At 46.1% G+C, this 18435-nt stretch carries 9 protein-coding genes; 6 read left to right on the top strand and 3 right to left on the bottom strand.

Translation table 11 applies throughout. The features are described 5' to 3' along the window. Positions 1-74 precede the first annotated feature (74 nt). Together MgSA37_RS01845 and MgSA37_RS01840 are read left to right on the top strand one after the other, a co-directional pair. Positions 75-1139, top strand: coding sequence for a branched-chain amino acid aminotransferase (locus MgSA37_RS01845; RefSeq protein WP_096349580.1), 1065 nt, complete (start codon positions 75-77; stop codon positions 1137-1139). Positions 1140-1352: 213 nt separating this feature from the next. Then, the gene (locus MgSA37_RS01840) at positions 1353-2579 is read left to right on the top strand and encodes an IS4 family transposase (RefSeq protein WP_096349579.1); all 1227 of its coding nucleotides are present in this window, start codon (positions 1353-1355) and stop codon (positions 2577-2579) included. Positions 2580-2695: 116 nt separating this feature from the next. Here MgSA37_RS01840 and MgSA37_RS01835 read toward each other — a convergent pair whose 3' ends face one another. Beyond that, complete coding sequence (locus MgSA37_RS01835; RefSeq protein ID WP_096349578.1) at positions 2696-2977, bottom strand: ATP-dependent Clp protease adaptor ClpS; 282 nt, start codon at positions 2975-2977, stop codon at positions 2696-2698. A 365-nt stretch (positions 2978-3342) separates the two neighbouring features. On the opposite strand from MgSA37_RS01835, the gene MgSA37_RS01830 reads away from it, so the two are divergent. Further along, positions 3343-3498, top strand: a complete 156-nt coding sequence (locus MgSA37_RS01830; RefSeq protein WP_157750382.1) for a hypothetical protein — start codon at positions 3343-3345, stop codon at positions 3496-3498. A 265-nt stretch (positions 3499-3763) separates the two neighbouring features. After that, positions 3764-4273 (top strand): hypothetical protein, encoded by a 510-nt coding sequence (locus MgSA37_RS01825; protein WP_096349576.1) that lies wholly within the window; start codon positions 3764-3766, stop codon positions 4271-4273. 81 nt (positions 4274-4354) lie between these two features. Here MgSA37_RS01825 and MgSA37_RS01820 read toward each other — a convergent pair whose 3' ends face one another. After that, a complete protein-coding gene (locus MgSA37_RS01820) occupies positions 4355-6247 on the bottom strand; it encodes a beta-N-acetylhexosaminidase (protein ID WP_096349575.1) in 1893 nt (630 codons plus the stop codon). A gap of 151 nt (positions 6248-6398) precedes the next feature. Here MgSA37_RS01820 and MgSA37_RS01815 point away from each other — a divergent pair, with 151 nt between their 5' ends. Both MgSA37_RS01815 and MgSA37_RS01810 read left to right on the top strand, forming a co-directional pair. Beyond that, positions 6399-7973, top strand: a complete 1575-nt coding sequence (locus tag MgSA37_RS01815) for a carboxylesterase/lipase family protein (RefSeq protein ID WP_197706066.1) — start codon at positions 6399-6401, stop codon at positions 7971-7973. A 214-nt stretch (positions 7974-8187) separates the two neighbouring features. Next, on the top strand, positions 8188-9582 hold the full coding sequence (locus MgSA37_RS01810; RefSeq protein ID WP_096349573.1) for a Gfo/Idh/MocA family protein: 1395 nt from the start codon (positions 8188-8190) through the stop codon (positions 9580-9582). A 77-nt stretch (positions 9583-9659) separates the two neighbouring features. On the opposite strand, the gene MgSA37_RS01805 is transcribed toward MgSA37_RS01810, so the two are convergent. Next, positions 9660-18233, bottom strand: coding sequence for a putative Ig domain-containing protein (locus MgSA37_RS01805; protein ID WP_096349572.1), 8574 nt, complete (start codon positions 18231-18233; stop codon positions 9660-9662). Between the last annotated feature and the right edge of the window lie 202 nt (positions 18234-18435).

Here is an 18435-nt window from a genome sequence, read left to right as displayed (position 1 = left end):
AACGATGAACTATGAGCCATGAACGAGGAAAAATCGCTATATTGCCATTTTTCGAATTCTAATAATCAAAGGCCATGACTGAGACGCTGGACATTAAGATCACCAAAACAAACCACTCCCGTTTGCAAGAAACGGATTTTAACAATTTACAATTTGGTAAAACATTTTCCGACCACATGTTTGTGGCCGATTACGAAAATGGAGAATGGAAGAATTTTCAGATAGTCCCTTATGGCGAGGTCTCTTTTAGCCCGGCTATTTCTGCTTTACACTACGGTCAATCATTCTTTGAAGGTATAAAAGCCTACAAACATGCTGACGGACAGGTATCTGTTTTCCGCCCCGATAAAAACGCCGCCCGTTTTAATAAATCGGCAGAGCGGTTGTGCATGCCACAACTTCCAGAAGAAATTTTTGTACAAAGTATTGCTGCAGTAGTGGACGTCGACCGCGATTGGGTTCCCTCAAAAGCACATCACTCGATGTATATCCGCCCGTTTATGTTCGCTACTGATCCTTTTTTGGGGGTACAACCGTCAAGCACTTATAAATTTATGGTTTTGCTGGGTCCTGTCGGCCCGTATTTTTCAAAAACCCTACGCGTAAAAGTGGAGACATTTTTTACCCGGGCTGCTGAAGGCGGTATGGGTTATGCCAAATCATCGGGCAACTACGGGGGCGCCATGCTTGCCGGAAAACGTGCAACAGAACAAGGTTTTGACCAGGTAATCTGGACCGATGCCAAAAACCACGAGTATGTAGAAGAAATGGGAGCCGCCAATGTAATGTTTGTGCTGGATGGCGTACTGATCACCCCATCAACCCGCGATACCATTTTGGATGGCGTTACCCGCGATACTGTTTTAACACTTGCCCGCGAATGGGGCATGCCGGTTGAGGAGCGCCGCATATCCGTTGCCGAAATTATTGAAGGCGCCAAAACAGGCAAATTAACCGATGCTTTTGGGGCAGGCACTGCTGCTACCATTGCTCCTGTGGGTTCAATCAGCTATAATGGCGAAGAATATTTCCTGATCGACCCAAAAGAAAGGGAGTTCTCGCAAAAGGTTTTAAAGGAACTGGATGCTATAAAATATGGTAGGGTTGCGGATACCCATGGCTGGAATTATCTCGTTTAAGTTTCTTAATAATATCGAAAAAGCGCCTTTAGTCTTCTAAAGGCGCTTTTTATTAATTAATGGATTCACCGTATGAGTATAAGGTGCATCTCAGAATGTATATTTTCTTCCATGTACCATCGACCATGAGCCATCACTACTGTCCGGTAGAAAAAAGTTTAAAGAAAAGAGCTCAAAAGATTAGTTTTGAATTACCACATTTAAAACAATCCAATGAGCTCAATTCACAGAAGTAAAAGTAATGACAAGTGTTTGTTTAGCCAAATCCTCGGCTTAATTCCTTCTACAATATTAAGTAAGTGTATTAATAAGAATTCTTCCGATGATGGCTTTAGGCGCTATAATACAGAAAGTCAGCTAATTGCTATGCTTTTCGGACAGCTGAACGGCTGTTATAGTCTCCGGGACATCACTTTAGGCATGAATGTAAACACATTGTTCCTAAAAGAACTTGGCTTAAAACAATCTCCGGCCCGTTCCACAATGTCGGATGGGAATGCAGAGCGTAACTATCAAGTATATGAGTTATTGTTCTCCGAATTAATAACTTACTACAAAGGATTGTTTTCAAAAAGCGAGCATTATAAGATCATTGAAGAGATTAAAGGGCGCTCAGTAAAGTTGATAGATTCCACCACGATGACCGTATGCCTAAACCTGATTAAATGGGCAAAATTCCGGACAGCAAAAGGCGGGATCAAGGCACATGTGAGCTTCGACCTGGCAAGCCAAATACCGGAAATGGTCTATATCACCGATGCTAAGACAGATGACAGGAAGGCTCTATCTCACCTCAAAACAAGCTACCAAAGTATTTTGGTATATGACAGAGGGTACCTTGATTTTGCCTTTTTTAAAGATCGTATTGATAACAATGGCGACTTTGTTACCCGCCTGAAAGAAAAAATAAGTTACCAGGTGCTGGAAGATCGGCCTGTAATATCCGGGGAAAACACAATCATCATTTCTGATCAGATCATCCAGATCACAGGGGAAAAGGCGCGCACTACCGGCTTGGGCACTTGTAAAATGCGGAGAGTAGTGGCTTATGACAGCATAAATAATCGTGAGATAGACCTGTTAACAGCTAATTTAGAGTGGTCTGCTGAGACGATAAGTCTGATTTATAAATCTCGCTGGAATATTGAACTGTTTTTTAAGGGAATGAAACAGAACTTACAGATTAAAACCTTTTTAGGCACATCCGAAAATGCTTGTAAGTCTCAGATATACATCGCCATGATCGCTTTTTTACTGCTGGAAGTCATCAGAAGATGCATCAGTAAAACTGTACATGGCTTTTCTAATTTCGTAAACCTGATTCGCATTTGCTTAATGCATTACCATAGCCTATCCTATATCGTTAATGACATTAGAGAGATTACGGTTCGACTAAAGCTAAAAGCAAGCCCGCAAGCTAACCTTTTATTCCCGATTTAGATACTTTTTCCCAGTCAAAATCAACTTTTAAAACGTGTCTCAATCATTTAAACATGCTTTTTTTGTAAGTTTAAACTTTCTACCGGACACCCATGATGAGCCATGGACCTCAAATTCTACTCTACACTCACCGTCAATCCCTCTTGCTGTAAAATCTTGCGGTATACTTCTACCTCGGTAAACGAACCTTCCAGCACGGCGCACTTGCCTTCATTATGTACCTTCCAGGCTATCTTTTCGGATTGGTTTTCTGAGTAATCGAGGTATTTCATCATGCAAAAGATCACATGATCGAACGTGTTAACATCATCGTTCCATAAAATGAGGCGGTGAAGCTCCTTCAGGCTTACCAGCAATTCCTCCAGGGTAAATGTTTCTTCCTGTACTTCGGTTGACATATGTAACTGCGAATTTACTCAAAATCTATAATAAAACGGCAAAAATGTGCTCATTGGTCATTAAACAAGGTTTTCTATATACCGGCAGCAGTTTCAGGTGTATCGTAATGACACAGCCTGGCCGGACACATTAACAGGCATTGGTGTGACGTTATATTTGGCAAAGCTTTGCTGTTCCTCCTGTAAAATAAGAACAAAGGTGAACACCCGGGAACGACTGTAAACAATATTAATAAATTGTAAATCAATAGGTTTAATTTTTATCGGGCATAAAACAAAGATGATTTCCGCATAACAGGGCCTGTTTTTCCCTATATTTGACCCGCAGGTTTGAGGCAAAAAATAACATTTTTACCGATTTTAATATGCTAAAGCCCGAATGGATCCCCCTGGCCTACCAGGATAATGCCGCACAACAGCAACCAATTGCTGCTGCTGCAAGTACAAAACCTAAACCCTCCCGGGTAAAAACCCTCCAAATCAACAAAAAGAAGTATCCGGCACCGCGCCCTTCAAAATAAAGCGTACCCGCATTTAAAGGAACGAGTAACTCACCATCATAAATTTTCAGCAAACCATTTTTGCGGTACTTATAAAATTACTACCTTGCAACACTGCATGGCAACCAATAAACTATATACCCGCATTTCAAGCGCAATAATTATTGTCGTTGTCCTTCTCATTATTCCCATACTACCGGGGGTGTCCTGATCCTATTGTCAAAAATTTACCAGCAATATTCAGCCCTCCGGAAATACCGGGGGGCTTTTTTTTAATCTTAAAATCATGAAAAAGTTATCCAAACAGCACCAGCAAACCATTTTCGCCATTTATGCTGAAGACAAAAAAGGTCTCCTCGGCCAAATCCTTGTTTATTTCAACCGGAAAAACTTTGAAATAAAAAGCCTCAACGTAGCCCGGACAGACATCAGCGACCTGGTATTGCTAACGCTGGAAGCTGTCGTTCCTGAAAATGAACTGCTGCCTTTTACTGAAAGGCTGAAAAAGATCATCGAAGTATACGCGATAACCACTTATGACACCAGCCACCAGCTCAAAAAAAACGGCTTTTACCGCATGGCAGCTACCGCGTTAAATAACAGCATCTGGCAATTGCTCGGCACGTACGGCGCCCAGCTGAGTAGCATTGGACCCGACACCTTCATGATCAGTAAAACCGGCAGCGACCACGACCTGGCCACACTTTATGCAAAGCTGGAAGGCCCGCATTTACTGGGCTTTTGTAAAAGCGGTTTGATCATCGAAGAAAGCCTTGTTCCGTTTGAAACACTGTGATCCCGGATGTTTTAACGGTTTCTATGTTTTATTTTTGTCATTGCGGGCAGCTTGCCCGCAATGACAAATTAAGTGACAAAATTAATGTTTCTGGCTTCTTTGCACCCTCGTTTGCAGTTCTGCAATCGGCATAGTCACCATGCGGCCAACGGGTTTGTTGCCGCGGTAAGTGATCACCTTTAACTGGGTAGCATCCTCGGGCACTAATAACGGTGCGGTATATTTAGGATAAAACCTGTCGGGATACGAGTTATCAAAACTGTAATAAATATCCAGGCCCGGCAGCTCATTGGTCAGCTCGATGATCATTTTATTATCCGGGGTTAGCCGGGGCTCAAAGCTTGGGTCGTAAACGCTTGGCGCATATTTTATCTCTGCTTCGTCAAGCCTGCCAAAATGCTTCTCCACCCTCGGGTAAAAATTGTTCCAGTTTTTCTTATCCTTTGGCGACCATACCGATTCAGCAATGGCGAAGCCGCGCGGCCAGGTCATATAATCCACCTGCCTGAAATTGAATACCTGCTCTGTCCACAGGTTGGCTTGTCCGCCCAGGATCAATTTGGCATCAACACTGTCGGGCACCGGCTCAAATTCGTAGGTTTTGTTTAAACGAAGGGTAGCATATACATGCGGCTCCATTACGCGGTCGCTTTGCATATAGTCAAGATAAGCAAAGGTGGTAGGGCTCATTACTACTTCATGGCCCAGTCTGGCAGCGGTAATACCGCCCTGTATGCCACGCCAGCTCATTACGGCTGCATTGGGGCCTAAACCACCTTCAATAATCTCATCCCAGCCCATAAACTTTTTACCTTTTGACTCTACTATTTTTTCCAAACGTTTTTCAAAATAGCTTTGCACCTCTTCGTAGGTTTTCAGGTTTTCGCGTTTCATCAATGCAGTAACCGAATCGCTTTTTTGCCAGTATTCCTTGTTGCACTCATCACCTCCCATGTGCATATAACCAAATGGGAACAATTTGGCTACTTCAGTTACTACCTTATCTAAAAAGGCATAAGTTTTTTCGCTGGATGGATTCAAGGTATTATCCGTTTGCTGGTCCTCGCCCGAGCGTACCACAAATTTATCTGCACCAGGGGTGCAAGATAGTTCAGGATACGAAACCACTGCCGCCATGCTATGTCCGGGCACGTCAATTTCGGGCATAATATTCATAAAGCGGTCTTTGGCATATTGTACCAGTTCTTTTATATCCTCCTGGGTGTAAAAACCACCGTAAGTGCGCGGCTCGTCAGGTTGGGGTTGAGAGAAATCGCCAAAATGCCCGATCTTTTTAACGTTATAAGCGCCCACGGTGGTTAAACGCGGCAGGCTTTTTATTTCAACGCGCCAGCCTTCATCATCAGTAAGGTGCATGTGCAGCAGGTTAAATTTATAACGCGCCATCTGGTCGATATACTGCTCCACTTCTTCTTTGGTAAAAAAATGCCGCGAAACATCCAGCATCAATCCTCTCCAGCCAAAACGCGGGTAATCCTTTATATCTACCAAAGGAGCAGTCCATGTAAAATTAGGAACAGCTTCCAGGCTTTCGATCTCTTTCGGGAACAATTGCAACAGTGTCTGTGCGCCGTAAAACAAGCCGGCTGCAGTGTTTGCCTTTATGATGATTCCTTTTTTGCCAACTGATAACAAATATCCTTCTTTACCAAGTACCGCATCGTTTGTGGTATTTAACTGTAATTTAATAGTCGCCGGGGCCGAAAACGCATTTCTTACGGTAACTGCAAAACCGGTTGCGGTTGTCAGCTTGTTCCGCAAAAAAGTGGACACCAATTTTTCCTCCGACTGCGAACCGGCTTCAATTAAAATATGTTTAGGCAGTATAAATTCGCCGTCCCTTGTTACTACGCTTACAGGTTCGGGAATAATAGCCAAAGTGCCTTTGTTATTTTGGGCGAAAGAAATGGACGCCATGAAACAACAGATGGACAAAAGAAATACTTTTTTCATGCTACAAGTTTTTTAAAAAAGGGTTTACATTACAGGGGCTTACAGCCTGCAAATTATACTTTTTAAATAATATTAAAAAGTGTTTCCATATAAAATCATCGCAGGATAATTATTATATTGCGTCATCCCGACACATTATAAACCAATTTTCATGAAAAAACAATTCGTTAGAGGCATTTGCCCTGTTTTGGCAGGCATCACTTTGATGTTTTATTCCTTTAAAGGGGCAGAAAGCGTTAGTAAAAATGATGATACAATCCGAGTTGAAGGCGGTAGCATCAGCGGTGTTAAAAGTGCCGATGGTGATATTACAGCTTATAAAGGCATTCCTTTTGCCGCGCCCCCGGTTGGCGAATTACGCTGGAAGGCGCCACAGCCGGTGATCTCCTGGCAGGGTATAAAAAAATGCAATGCCTTTGGGCCAAGCCCCATGCAGGGCAAACCTGTGCCATTTATGGTTTATACCCCGGAGTTTTTGATCCCCGAAACCCCGATCAGCGAAGATTGCCTGTACCTTAATGTTTGGACAAAAGCGCACAAAGGTGAAAAACACCCCGTTTTTTTATGGATCTATGGCGGCGGCTTCAGCAGCGGCGGCGCGGGTGTGCCTATTTATGATGGCGAAGCGATGGCTAAAAAAGGCGTCATTTTTGTATCGGCCAATTACCGGGTTGGTGTTTTTGGATTTCTGGCGCATCCTGATCTTACCAAAGAATCGCCCAATCATGCGTCGGGGAATTATGGTTTGCTGGACCAGGTGGCAGCGCTTAAATGGATCAAGAAGAACATCGCCGCCTTTGGCGGCGACCCGGATAATGTAACGATCGACGGGCAGTCGGCGGGCTCCATGAGTGTGAATGCCCTGGTGGCCTCGCCGGTGGCACATGGCCTGTTCAACAGGGCCATTGCCGAGAGTGGTTCATTTATGATCGCTAATCCGCTTATACCAACAACAACGCTCAAAGCAGCAGAAGAGCAAGGTGTAAAATTTGCAGAATCAGCCAAAGCTCATGATATAGCAGACCTCAGAAAAATGCCGGCTGAAGATTTGATGAAGATCCAGGGCCGTTTTTCACCTATTACCGATGGCTATGTGTTGCCTGAACCCATTTACCAGATCTTCGCCGAAGGCAAACAAAATAACGTACCCGTAATTACCGGCTGGAACGCGGATGAAAGTTTTGTAATGAGTTTTAAAAAGAAAGACGAATATGTAGCGCAGATTAAAAAACAATATGGCGCTGATGCGGATGAATTTTTGAAATATTACCCCGGCAATACAGATGAAGAAGCCGCCCGCTCGCAGGTAAAAATAAGCCGCGACCAAACCTTCGCCATGTCGGGCTATAAATGGATCACACTTCAAAGCCAACAGGGCAAAGCGCCCATTTATGCATACAACTTTAACCGCAAATTGCCGGCAACGCCTGACTTTGTAAAATACGGCGCCTTCCATACCGGCGAGGTTGCCTATGTGATGGATGACCTGAAATTCCTTAACCGCCCCTGGGAACCTGCAGACCAGCCTTTGGCAACGCTGATGTCGGCCTACTGGGTCAACTTTATTACCACAGGCAACCCCAACGGGCAAGGCTTGCCCGATTGGCTGAAATATGACAACGCCACGCAGCAAGCCATGATATTTGACGCCACCAGCGGCAAACAAACCCTGCCGGATAAGGAGGAATTGAAATTTATGGTAGACAGGGTGGAAGCGGGGAAATAGTTGATTGGGTTATATTAAGTTGATTGGGTTGGCACCTTCCTGGGAAAAAACTTAATCAACACAGCCAACTTAATCGACCCTTGACTATCCTGAATACTTTTTCTTCCGACTTTCCGGACTTTCGGACTTATTTACAAACTTTTTCTTCCGGACTTTCGGACTTTTCGGACTTTCCCACTAACTTACACCCACCAATTAAAAAATCACGAAAACCATGTCATCTGATCGCAGAAAATTTTTAAAACAGCTCGGGGGCACTATCGCGCTTACCTCGGCAACACTTTCAAGCTTCGCCGCTATGGAAGAACACGAATACAGAATTTTGCAGGCTGAAAAAAGATACAGCGCGAATGATAAGGTGCGCATTGCCACTATAGGCTTGGGCATTATGGGGTATAATGATACCCGTACGGCCCTGGCCTGCCCGGGGGTTGAACTGGTTGGCTGCTGCGACCTGTACACCGGCAGGCTCGACCATGCAAAAGAGGTTTTCGGCGCACATATCTTCACCACCAAAGACTACCACGAGATCCTCGACCGCAACGATGTGGATGCGGTTATCATCGCCACCAGCGATAACTGGCACAGTACCATCGCCAAAGCAGCCATGCGCAAGGGCAAAGCGGTTTACAGCGAAAAACCCATGGTACATTACATCAGCGAGGGGTTGGACGAGATAAAAACCCAACAGGAAACCAAAGCCGTTTTCCAGGTGGGCAGTCAGCGTGTGAGCAGCCTGGCCTTCAAAAAAGCAAAGGAATTGTACCAGTCTGGCGCTATCGGGCAGATCAATTCTATCGAAGCTTCGTTTAATCGCCAAAGCGCTTTGGGTGCCTGGCAATATACCATCCCGCTGGATGCCTCGCCCCAAACGGTCGACTGGAACAGGTACACCGCAAAGGACCAGAAAAAGCTGCCGTACGACAGTAACCGTTTTTTCAGGTGGCGAAACTACCGCGAATACGGTACCGGCGTTGCCGGCGACCTGTTTGTTCACCTGCTATCAGGCATTCACTTTATTACCGATTCAAAAGGGCCCGATAAGATTTTTGCTATTGGTGGCACCTATTACTGGAAAGATGGCAGAAATGTGCCCGACGTTATGAGCGCAGTGATTGAGTATCCCCACACCAAAGAACACCCAGCCTTCCAGGCTATTTTACGGGTTAACTTCATTAGCGGCGAGGGTGATCATTCGTCAACCAAAATTATCGGCTCCGAAGGAGTACTGGACTTGTCAGATGAAGGCGGCGGCTTTACCATCCGTAAAAATAAAATGCCGGTTGCCCCGGGGATCGATGGATGGGATTCGTTTGGTACTTATACTACCGCTATGCAAAAAGCGCTGATGGACGACTATAATAAAAAATATTCAGCTGCTGATCAGCAAATTCCTAATATACCGGGGACAACCTACCATACACCCGCTGGCTATGACGCCAATATCGACCATTTCAATAGTTTCTTTGACGGCATCCGCCTTGGCAAACCAATAGTTGAAGATGCCGTATTCGGCTTCAGGGCGGCAGCTCCCGCATTAGCATGCAACGACAGCTATTTTCAAAACAAAGTGATCCATTGGGATGCGGAGCATATGAGGTTGGGTTAGTGATTAGAGACTGGAGATTAGAGATTAGTTAGTTACGTTCTTACTAATCTCCAATCTCTAATTAACTAATCTCTAACCTAAAGTTTCACAAACCCGCTCTTCCCAACAAGAGCATTGGTACTGTTATTTTTTACTTCCACAAAATAGGTGCCCGGCACTAAACTGCTTACATCGGTTTGCCAGTTTGGCTGGTTGGATGTTACCGTTTTAATTACCGCGCCAAGGTTGTTAATAATCTGTATCGTGTAGGCCTGCCCTGCATTGATCTGGTTCATTTTCACGTTCATCGGCCCTGCTGTCGGGTTTGGATATAATATAAATCCATTGGTTGCAATCTGGTTGCCGGTATTGGCGTACATGATGGTTACCACGTTTGAATAGGTGACGGTCCCGTTCAGGTCGGTCATCTTTAAACGGTAAGCATTTGCACCCAATACAGGTGTTTTATCCAGCAAACTATAACTGCCTATCCCGCTCGCCGGTACGCCGCCCAATACATTAAACGTCGAACCGCCGTCGGTACTCCGCTCTACGGCAAAGCTGGTATAGTTTTGTTCGTTTTCGGTGGTCCATATCACCTGGTCGCCGTTGGCCACTTTGGTGGCGCCAAAGTTCAGCAAATGCACCATCAGCGATGGGTTTTGCCTGATGATCAAACTGAACCGGTGCGCGCCGAAAGTATTGGTATCGCTGTGTGCCAGTGTAAAGGCATAGCTTGGATTATGCCTGATATCCAGCGAGTCTTTGGCAAATGCGTCTTTCAGCCAAAAATCATACAACGCAGGTACGCTTTTTACCGCTTCAAGTTTGATGGTGAAATTACCATCGGTATTGGCGTTTACGGTTAGCGGGATGGCCATCGGTTTCGGGCCGGGCAAAGGCATGGTATTTATGGCCAGTGCGATGTTATCTGCAGAGATACTGGCCAGGCTTACAGTGCCGTTACCCGGTTTGTAAATGGCGTCTTCGTTAATGTTATACTGAGGCCTGGCGCTGCCGTTAAAGCTGATCAGCATCCCATCCGCATTGGTTGAGTCCTGGAATAGTTTTAAATGCATGTACTGGATCACATTCGCTACCGGCGGTGGACCCAAAAATAAGTTACCGTTGGTGGCATTGGCCTGGGTGCTTACTTTTGCCGATTCATTAAATACCAGCTGTGCTGTGTTGGCCGGCGCTACTACAAAAAAACCCTGCCCGCTCGGGATAATATTTGAAGCAGATGAAGCAATGGTACCCACCCCGCCAAAGCCCGACTGATAAATATTATAATTCTTGCTTACCGGGTCAATGATATAAAGGAACGGGTTGGTTGCCACGCCCGGGCCACCCGGACCGCCATAGATCCCGGTAGTTGGTGACGATGTATTAAACAGGTCCCAGTCGATAGAACTGGCATAAGGGTTACCCACCAGGTTGAAGCCCTGTACCGGTCCGTTGCCCGGTGTAGTTGTAAACCCTAAATTGGTTGAACCGGGAGTATACCAATCGCTTACCGTGATCTGGCCCTGGTTAAGTACACCGGTGGCGGTTAATATCGTATTTGTAGGGACGAATGAGGTGGAGGTTTCCGATGACAATGGCGCTACATTCCTGTCGCCTCTGAAAAAGAACATATACCCGTTACCTACCGGGATGTTAAATCCGCTACCATCATTATCTATTGAATAACTCGGCCCGGCTGACAGGTCACTTACCCCCCTAAAATTGCCGCTGGTAAATGACGAGTTGGAAGGTGCGAGGTTTTCGCGGAACAGGTAGAGATTAGGGTTGCCGGATGCGTCAAAACCGCCCGCAACACCGTTAGTGCCTTTCAAATAAACGCTGTTCATCAGGTAATTCAAGCTGTAAACATTATTACCGCCAACGGTAGCTGCATAAACCGGCGAGGAAACCAAACGGTATCCCCTGTACAGAATGTTGCCGCCGGTAATAAACCGCTGCACATTTACATTGCCGGTGATGCTGCATCCGGCCGGTAGAGGCGCTACAGTTGCTGAGCCATTGATGTCTGAAGTTAATGTCAGTAAGCCGTTTGCGGCCAATACAGCGCTTGCGCCGCTCATCACCAATAAACCTGATGATGCAACACTTGCGCTACCGCTTTGAATAGTGGTAGTACCGGCACCGCTGAATGTGACGTTATAAAATTTGGTACCTGTGCCATTGCCCCCATAAATATTTTGGGTGGTGCCGTTAAATATTACCGTTGGAACGCTTAGGTCGATATAATTGCCGGCGTCATTTAAAGTAATCGCATTGGTCAGATCGCCTGATATTTTTAAATTATTAGCACCGGTGCCGGTTGGTGTTTTCACACTGGTGCCTGAGAATTTAACATTGGCATAAGTTACGCCCGAAGCTAAGCCGGTAATTGGCGCATCGGTATAATAAGTTTGCGCCGCGCCCGAATATTCAATAGTTGCGCCTGCATTGTTAAATGCGATCACATTAGTTCCCGTTGCCGATAAACCTGATAGTGGCGCAGCATTTGCCAATTGTAATGTTGCAGTAGTAACCGGCGTTACAGCTATAGTTGAAGTACCTGCTGCTGTATTGGCCGTTTGAACATTTCCAGCCAATGAAACTGTTCCGCCGGTAATATTAAAGGTTGGTTTAAAGCTATTGCCGCCAGCATCTGACGAGGTTAATGCAATATTACTTGATAAAGCCATGCTATTTACAGACGATGCCAATGTTTCGGTATAAGAAACGCCAAGTGTTGTATTTGCATTTATATTTATGCCACCTGCTGTAACCGAGCCCGCTCCTGAAATAGTGGCTATGTATCCCAATGCAGAGTTTGCGTCACTTTGATAAGTAATGCCGCCGGTGACATTTAAGGTGCTTCCGCTATTCACCACAAAACCACCGGCCTGGCCGCCATTGGTGCCGATAACCACAGCGCCAACATTGATGGTGCCTGCACCTGCCAGTACGTTAGGAAAATTGGTGAAAGTACCATTTACCCCGATGCCTGCAATGTCTGCCGCTGTCGGCACCGCGTTGGTGGCCCAGTTGGCGGGGTCGTTCCAGTCGGTGCTGGTGCCGCCAAGCCAATCCACATAACCTGTACACGAAATGATAAGGGTCGCATTCCCGCTGCCCGTACCATTGGTAGCTGTAACTGTATAAGCTGTTGGAGGACTTGCAATGGTTGGTGTCCCCGAGATAATCCCCGTAGTGGTATCAAAATTCAATCCCGCAGGCAAACCCGGGCTGATGGAATAGCTGGTTGGCGCACTGCCGGTATTGGTTGGGCTCAACGGCGCAATAGCCACCCCAACCGGGAAAATATCCGGCGTAGCATATGCTATAACAGGGCCTGCCAGGTGGCAGGAAATATTAATGGTAAAGCTGCCCGTGCCTCCGGCATTGGTTGCGGTAACTACATAATTAGCGGCCGCGCTCACGGCAGTTGGTGTACCGGTTATAATACCTGAAGTAGTATCAAAGTTTAAACCTGAAGGCAGGCCGGGGCTAATCGCATAGCTCACAGGAGTTCCCCCGGTGTTTACCGGAACAAGCGGCGGAATTGCACTGCCCACGGTATAATTATCAGGCGTGGTATAAGTAAATACCGGCGCCGAAGAAACGATAGTAATAAAGATGGTGAACGAACTGCTCCCCCCTGCATTGGTGGCGGTAACTACATAGCCATAAACAGCGGTAATAGTAGTAGGGGTTCCGGTGATGATCCCTGTTACCGGGTCTATGCTCAAACCGGCCGGTAACGCGGGGCTCACGGTGAAGCCAAGGATAGGGCCGCCGGTATTGGTTGGCGTTAACGGCGCGATGGCCGTGCCTGCGTTATACACATCCGGGCTTGGGTAAGTGATGGCCGGTGCAGGTGGATTGACGGTAATATTGATTGTAAAAGTTGCTGTGCCTCCTGCGTTGGTAGCTGTGACCAGGTAATTGGTGGCCGGGCTGATCACCGTCGGCGTGCCCGATATGATCCCGGTAAGCGGATCGATGGATAAACCTGCGGGTAAACCCGGGCTGATTGAATAACTTGCGACGGGCCCGCCGGTGCTGGTTGGAGCCAGTGGCGCAATAGTTATATTAGTGATATACACATGCGGCGTAGTATAGACTATGATAGGTGCCGGCGGGTTAATGCATTTAATCTGCAAGGTAGCCGTTCCGGTAAAGCCCGCAGGGTTTGTTGCAGTAATGGTATAGGTAGTTAAGGGGCTGGCAACTGTGGGTGTGCCGGTGATATTTCCGGAGGCATCAATAGCTAATCCGGCAGGCAACGCCGGGCTGACAGTGGCGCTTACGATCGGTCCGTTGGCGGTAACCGTTGGCGAAAGGGTAGTGATGGCGGTACCCACCGTATAAGTCTGAGGCGATGCATAGCTAAATACCGGACCAATGCCACAGGTTATGGTGAAGACATTACTGGTGCCGCTACCTCCTGAGTTATAAGCGGTAACTGTATAACTTGTTGTGGCGAAAGATGCAGTTGGCGTACCTGTAATTTGCCCCGTTGTATTGTTGAAACTTAAACCCGCCGGCAACGGACCACTTATGTAATAGCCGCCCGTAGGGCCGTATTTGGTTACGGTATTGTTGCTATTGTCAGAGATATAAAGGTTCCCGGTTTTATCTACAACAATCCCGTCCGGCGCGGTCCAGCCGGTAATCGTTTTAAGTGTAGTTCCGGCCGTATTATATTCATATACCGATTCATATAAAAGGCTGTTATCGGCAACGAAAATATTTCCTGAATTGTCAATTGTGATGGCTGAGTAATTACCCAGAAAGTCTGTTTTAAAAGTAGAGGTGTAATTACCGCTTGAATTGTACTTAGTTACCGTAGCGCTGAATGTTCCAAAATTAAATGAGTTGGTTACATAAATATTCCCCGAGTTATCAATGGCTACCCCGGTAGGCGCATTTATATTTGAAGTGATGGTTTGAATTACAGCACCGGTACTTGAATTAGCCTTAATAATACTATTGGCGCCCTGGTTCGCGATGTATAAATTGCCTGAAGCATCAATGGCAATAGCCTGGGGGTTATTTAAACCGGTAATCGTTAAAGTATTAACCAGCGTCCCGCCAGCGTTAAATTCATAAACCTTTTTGGTACTCGCGTCCAGCACATAGGCATTGCCTGAGGCATCAAAAACCATTCCTACCGGATTGGTTAAACCCGAACCAAAGGTCCCGGTATTGGTGCCGCTTGAATTAAATACCTTAATAACGCCGTTGTTGTCCACTACATACACGTTGCCTGAGGCATCAACAGCCATCCCCTGGGGGGCGTTAAAAGCCGGCGAAGCTGTTAAGGCGGTCCCGGCATTTGTACCGGGAGCTAAAACCGTTCCTCCTGTATTTACCGGGCCTAAAGTTGAAATGGCTATGTTAACGGTGTAAACATTTGGCGTATTATAGGTAAATGCCGGCGCCACATCCACAACGGTAATGGTTCCTTTTGCATAAGTGATCGAATAATTTCCAGCTGTAAAAGTGCCGCCGATAGCTGCCGAAGGCGTTACCTGGTTTGCATAGGTGCCAATTGCGGCGCCCGAAGCGCCGGCCGCGCCATACGTCATGGTCACCGATCCTATGGTTTCACCGTTTTGAAGCCCGGTTGAAGTAAAGGCGGTTGAACCTGGCCCGCTTGTTAAGGTTGTACCCACGGTTTTGGTAACACTATTCGCGGTAATGGTCAAATTAGCCTGCCCTACCACAATATTGCCTGGGGCATAGGTAATGGTGTAGTTAGATGGAGTAAATGTTCCGCCGCCCGCCGCGGAGATAGTGATCTGGTTGGTATAAGTTCCAACCGGATCGGCGGCTGCTCCACCGGCTCCATAAACTGCAGCAACTCTACCAACCGTTTCCCCGTTTTGCAAGCCGACTGAATTATAACCCGTGGTTATATTCCCGTTGGTTAAAGTGGCGCCGTAGGTTTTGTTGTTTGCACTTGCGGTGATAGTTAGCGCCGCGGGATTAACAATAATTGCCCCTTTTGCATAGGTAATATTATAGTTGTTCGTATTAAAAGTTCCACCTGTAGCCGCCGACGGCGTTACCTGCAATGTGTATGTCCCTACCGCAGCATTTGCCGCTGAACCCGTTCCATAAACAATTTTTACCGTCCCGATAGTTTCGCCGTTTTGAAGGGCTGTTGAAGTAAACGCCGATGATGCATTAACCGTATTTAAAGTAGTTCCATAAGTTTTGGTAACATCATTTGCAGTAATGGTCAAAGCAGCTTTTGTTACCGTCATCGTACCATTTGTATAACTTATGGTATAGTTTGATAGACCTGTTCCAACGGCAGCCGTGGCAACTATATTATAAGTACCCACTGCCGCGGTGGCCGCCGATCCCGTACTTGTAAGCGACGCGCTGGTTACAGCATCTGAAAACAGCAAACCGCTGGTGGTAAACTCCGTGCCTGCAAAAGTAAACACCGATCCGTATACTTTACTTTGGGCGCTGGCAGTTACCGTTAATGGCGCTGTTGCAACAGTTCCGTTATAAGGAGTATAGGTGATGGTATAATTACTTACAGAAAAAGTACCACCACCCGTTGCTGCCGAAGGAGTTACCACGTATGCCGATCCGGCTGCTGTTGAAGCCGACAAGCCATTTGCATCCGGTGTTAGGGTAACGCCCGAAACCGTTTCGCCATTTACTGTTCCGCTCGTGCTAAAGTTTGTTGCACTTGGCCCTGCCGTTAGGGCAGTACCGTAAGTTTTTGCAGGGCCCGTGGCCGTAATAGTTAGCAGCGCAGGGTTAACCGTTATGGTAAACGTAGCATTACCGGTGCCGGATACGTTTGTTCCGGTTACCGTTATGCTGGTTATCGCTGTTACTGATGGCGTTCCTGTAATTGCGCCGGTGGATGTGTTTAACGTTAAACCCGTTGGCATTGTTCCGGATGTGATAGCATAACTTGCCACCGGTCCGCCTGAATTGGTGATCGTTGCGTTAACAACGGTGCCGTACGTAACTATGTAAGGAGAAGAAGCATACGAAATGTTTGGAACTGCCGGATTGGTTACCGTCATTGAAATAGGTGCAGAACTGCTTCCCCCGGCATTGCTTGCCGTTACATTACCTGTAAAAGAACCTGCGGCCGTAGGAACAACAGTAAATGTGCCGTTGGCGGTATTAAAAGTTATCCCTGCCGGTAATGCGCCGCTGGTAATTGATAACGCATAGCTGCTGGTAACTGCGCCACCCGTATTGGTAATTGCGGCTGTTGTATTTGAAATACCGGTAGTATAAGAATATGGCGTTCCGGCATAAGTTAGTACCGGCGGAGGAACAATACAAGAAAACGTAACGTTCGCACTAATTCCCGTGCCTGCTGTGTTGTAAGCAGTAACGGTGATAGTTGTTGAAGCAAACGTAGCAGTGGGCGTACCTGTAAAAGTCCCTGTCGAACTGTTAAAGCTTAATCCGGCAGGTAACGTTGTGCTACCGCCGGTTATACTTGTTATATAATAGCCTCCGGCAGGCGGGTATTTGGTTACTGAGCCATTGGTAAAATCAGAAACGTAAAGATTTCCTTTGCTGTCTGTAACCAAGCCTCTAGGATCGGTCAGGCCTGTGATTGTTGTTAATGTGGTACCTGTTGAATTATAAACTTTAACAGTTCCCGTACCTGAATCGCCGACATACAAATTTCCGGCGGCATCTATTGTCAGCCCATAAGGCGTACTTAAAGCTGTAACTATCGAGGATACAAAAGTTCCGCTGGAATTATATTTATTTAAATTATTGGTTGTGATATCTACCACATAAATATTTCCCGCACCATCAATTGCCACATTCTCCGGATTGGTAAGATTTGAAGTAATTGTCAGCAATAAGGTACCGGTGTTACTATATTTATATACCCTTCCTGCATTTGGATCAGCGATATAAAGATTTCCCGATCCATCAATGGCCAATCCGACGGCCTGGCTTAATCCATTTATAATAGTAGACTGGTATACACCTGATGAATTAAATTTATAAACCCTGCCATTTCCCGTAGTATTTCTGTTTAAAACATAGCCATTTCCTGAAGCATCAAATACGATACCTGCCGGCCTGCTGTATGCGGGGTTGCCTGTACCATAAGTACCCTGGTAAACCCCGGATGAATTCCATTTGCTGACAGTAGTGCCATTATAATTGGTTGCATAAACATTCCCTGAACCATCTATGGCCATGCCATAGGTTCCGCTCAAAGTAGCACCTGTAAGTGCTGTCCCTGTTCCATAACCTATTGCTCCCACACCTGATGACGTAGGGCTCAAAGGTGTAATCGGAGTACCAACATTAAATGCCGGAGGAGATGTGTAACTCAACGTAGCCGCAGCAACAATCTGGATCGTAAAAGTGTTGCTGTTACGGCCCCCGCCGTTGCTTTCTCTTACCCTAAAGTTAGCTGCTGCAGCTACCGTTGTGGGCGTCCCGGTAATTGTTCCGTTTGCATTTAATGTTAAACCCGGGGGTATGGTCCCTATATTTAACGTGCAGCCAGTCGGTGTTCCACCCGTTGCGGTAGGGGTTAGCGTAACAGCTACGCCAACGGTAAATATATTTGTCGCAGGATAGGTTATCGTTTGCCCAAATGTGCTATTGCCAAACAGCAAAAATAAAAATACAGCAAATACGTAAAGTAAAAGTTTTCTCACAATAAAGAATCGTTAGGTATAACCTGGTTTTCAGAGATGCAGGAGGGGAGCCAGGTATACACTACCTGCCTTCAAATCGAAAACTATAATTTATCAATTTGCCTTAAATAACACAAATACAGTGCTAAAGGGATTTTAATCTAAAGAAAATAATCAGACTTAAAAACTATCGTGAGTATAGTTTTAAATTATTTCTTAAGAT

Source organism: Mucilaginibacter gotjawali (genome assembly GCF_002355435.1).
In the GTDB taxonomy this organism is placed as follows: Bacteria; Bacteroidota; Bacteroidia; order Sphingobacteriales; family Sphingobacteriaceae; genus Mucilaginibacter; species Mucilaginibacter gotjawali.
The sequence above is the reverse complement of the archived record's forward strand: the minus strand, read 5'-3'. Positions and strand labels throughout refer to the sequence as shown.

Coding starts and splice junctions, on each gene's coding strand:
- MgSA37_RS01810 (WP_096349573.1), top strand. CDS start 8,188: ATGTCATCTGATCGCAGAAAATTTTTAAAACAGCTCGGGGGCACTATC.
- MgSA37_RS01815 (WP_197706066.1), top strand. CDS start 6,399: ATGAAAAAACAATTCGTTAGAGGCATTTGCCCTGTTTTGGCAGGCATC.
- MgSA37_RS01845 (WP_096349580.1), top strand. CDS start 75: ATGACTGAGACGCTGGACATTAAGATCACCAAAACAAACCACTCCCGT.
- MgSA37_RS01820 (WP_096349575.1), bottom strand. CDS start 6,247: ATGAAAAAAGTATTTCTTTTGTCCATCTGTTGTTTCATGGCGTCCATT.
- MgSA37_RS01825 (WP_096349576.1), top strand. CDS start 3,764: ATGAAAAAGTTATCCAAACAGCACCAGCAAACCATTTTCGCCATTTAT.
- MgSA37_RS01835 (WP_096349578.1), bottom strand. CDS start 2,977: ATGTCAACCGAAGTACAGGAAGAAACATTTACCCTGGAGGAATTGCTG.
- MgSA37_RS01840 (WP_096349579.1), top strand. CDS start 1,353: ATGAGCTCAATTCACAGAAGTAAAAGTAATGACAAGTGTTTGTTTAGC.
- MgSA37_RS01830 (WP_157750382.1), top strand. CDS start 3,343: ATGCTAAAGCCCGAATGGATCCCCCTGGCCTACCAGGATAATGCCGCA.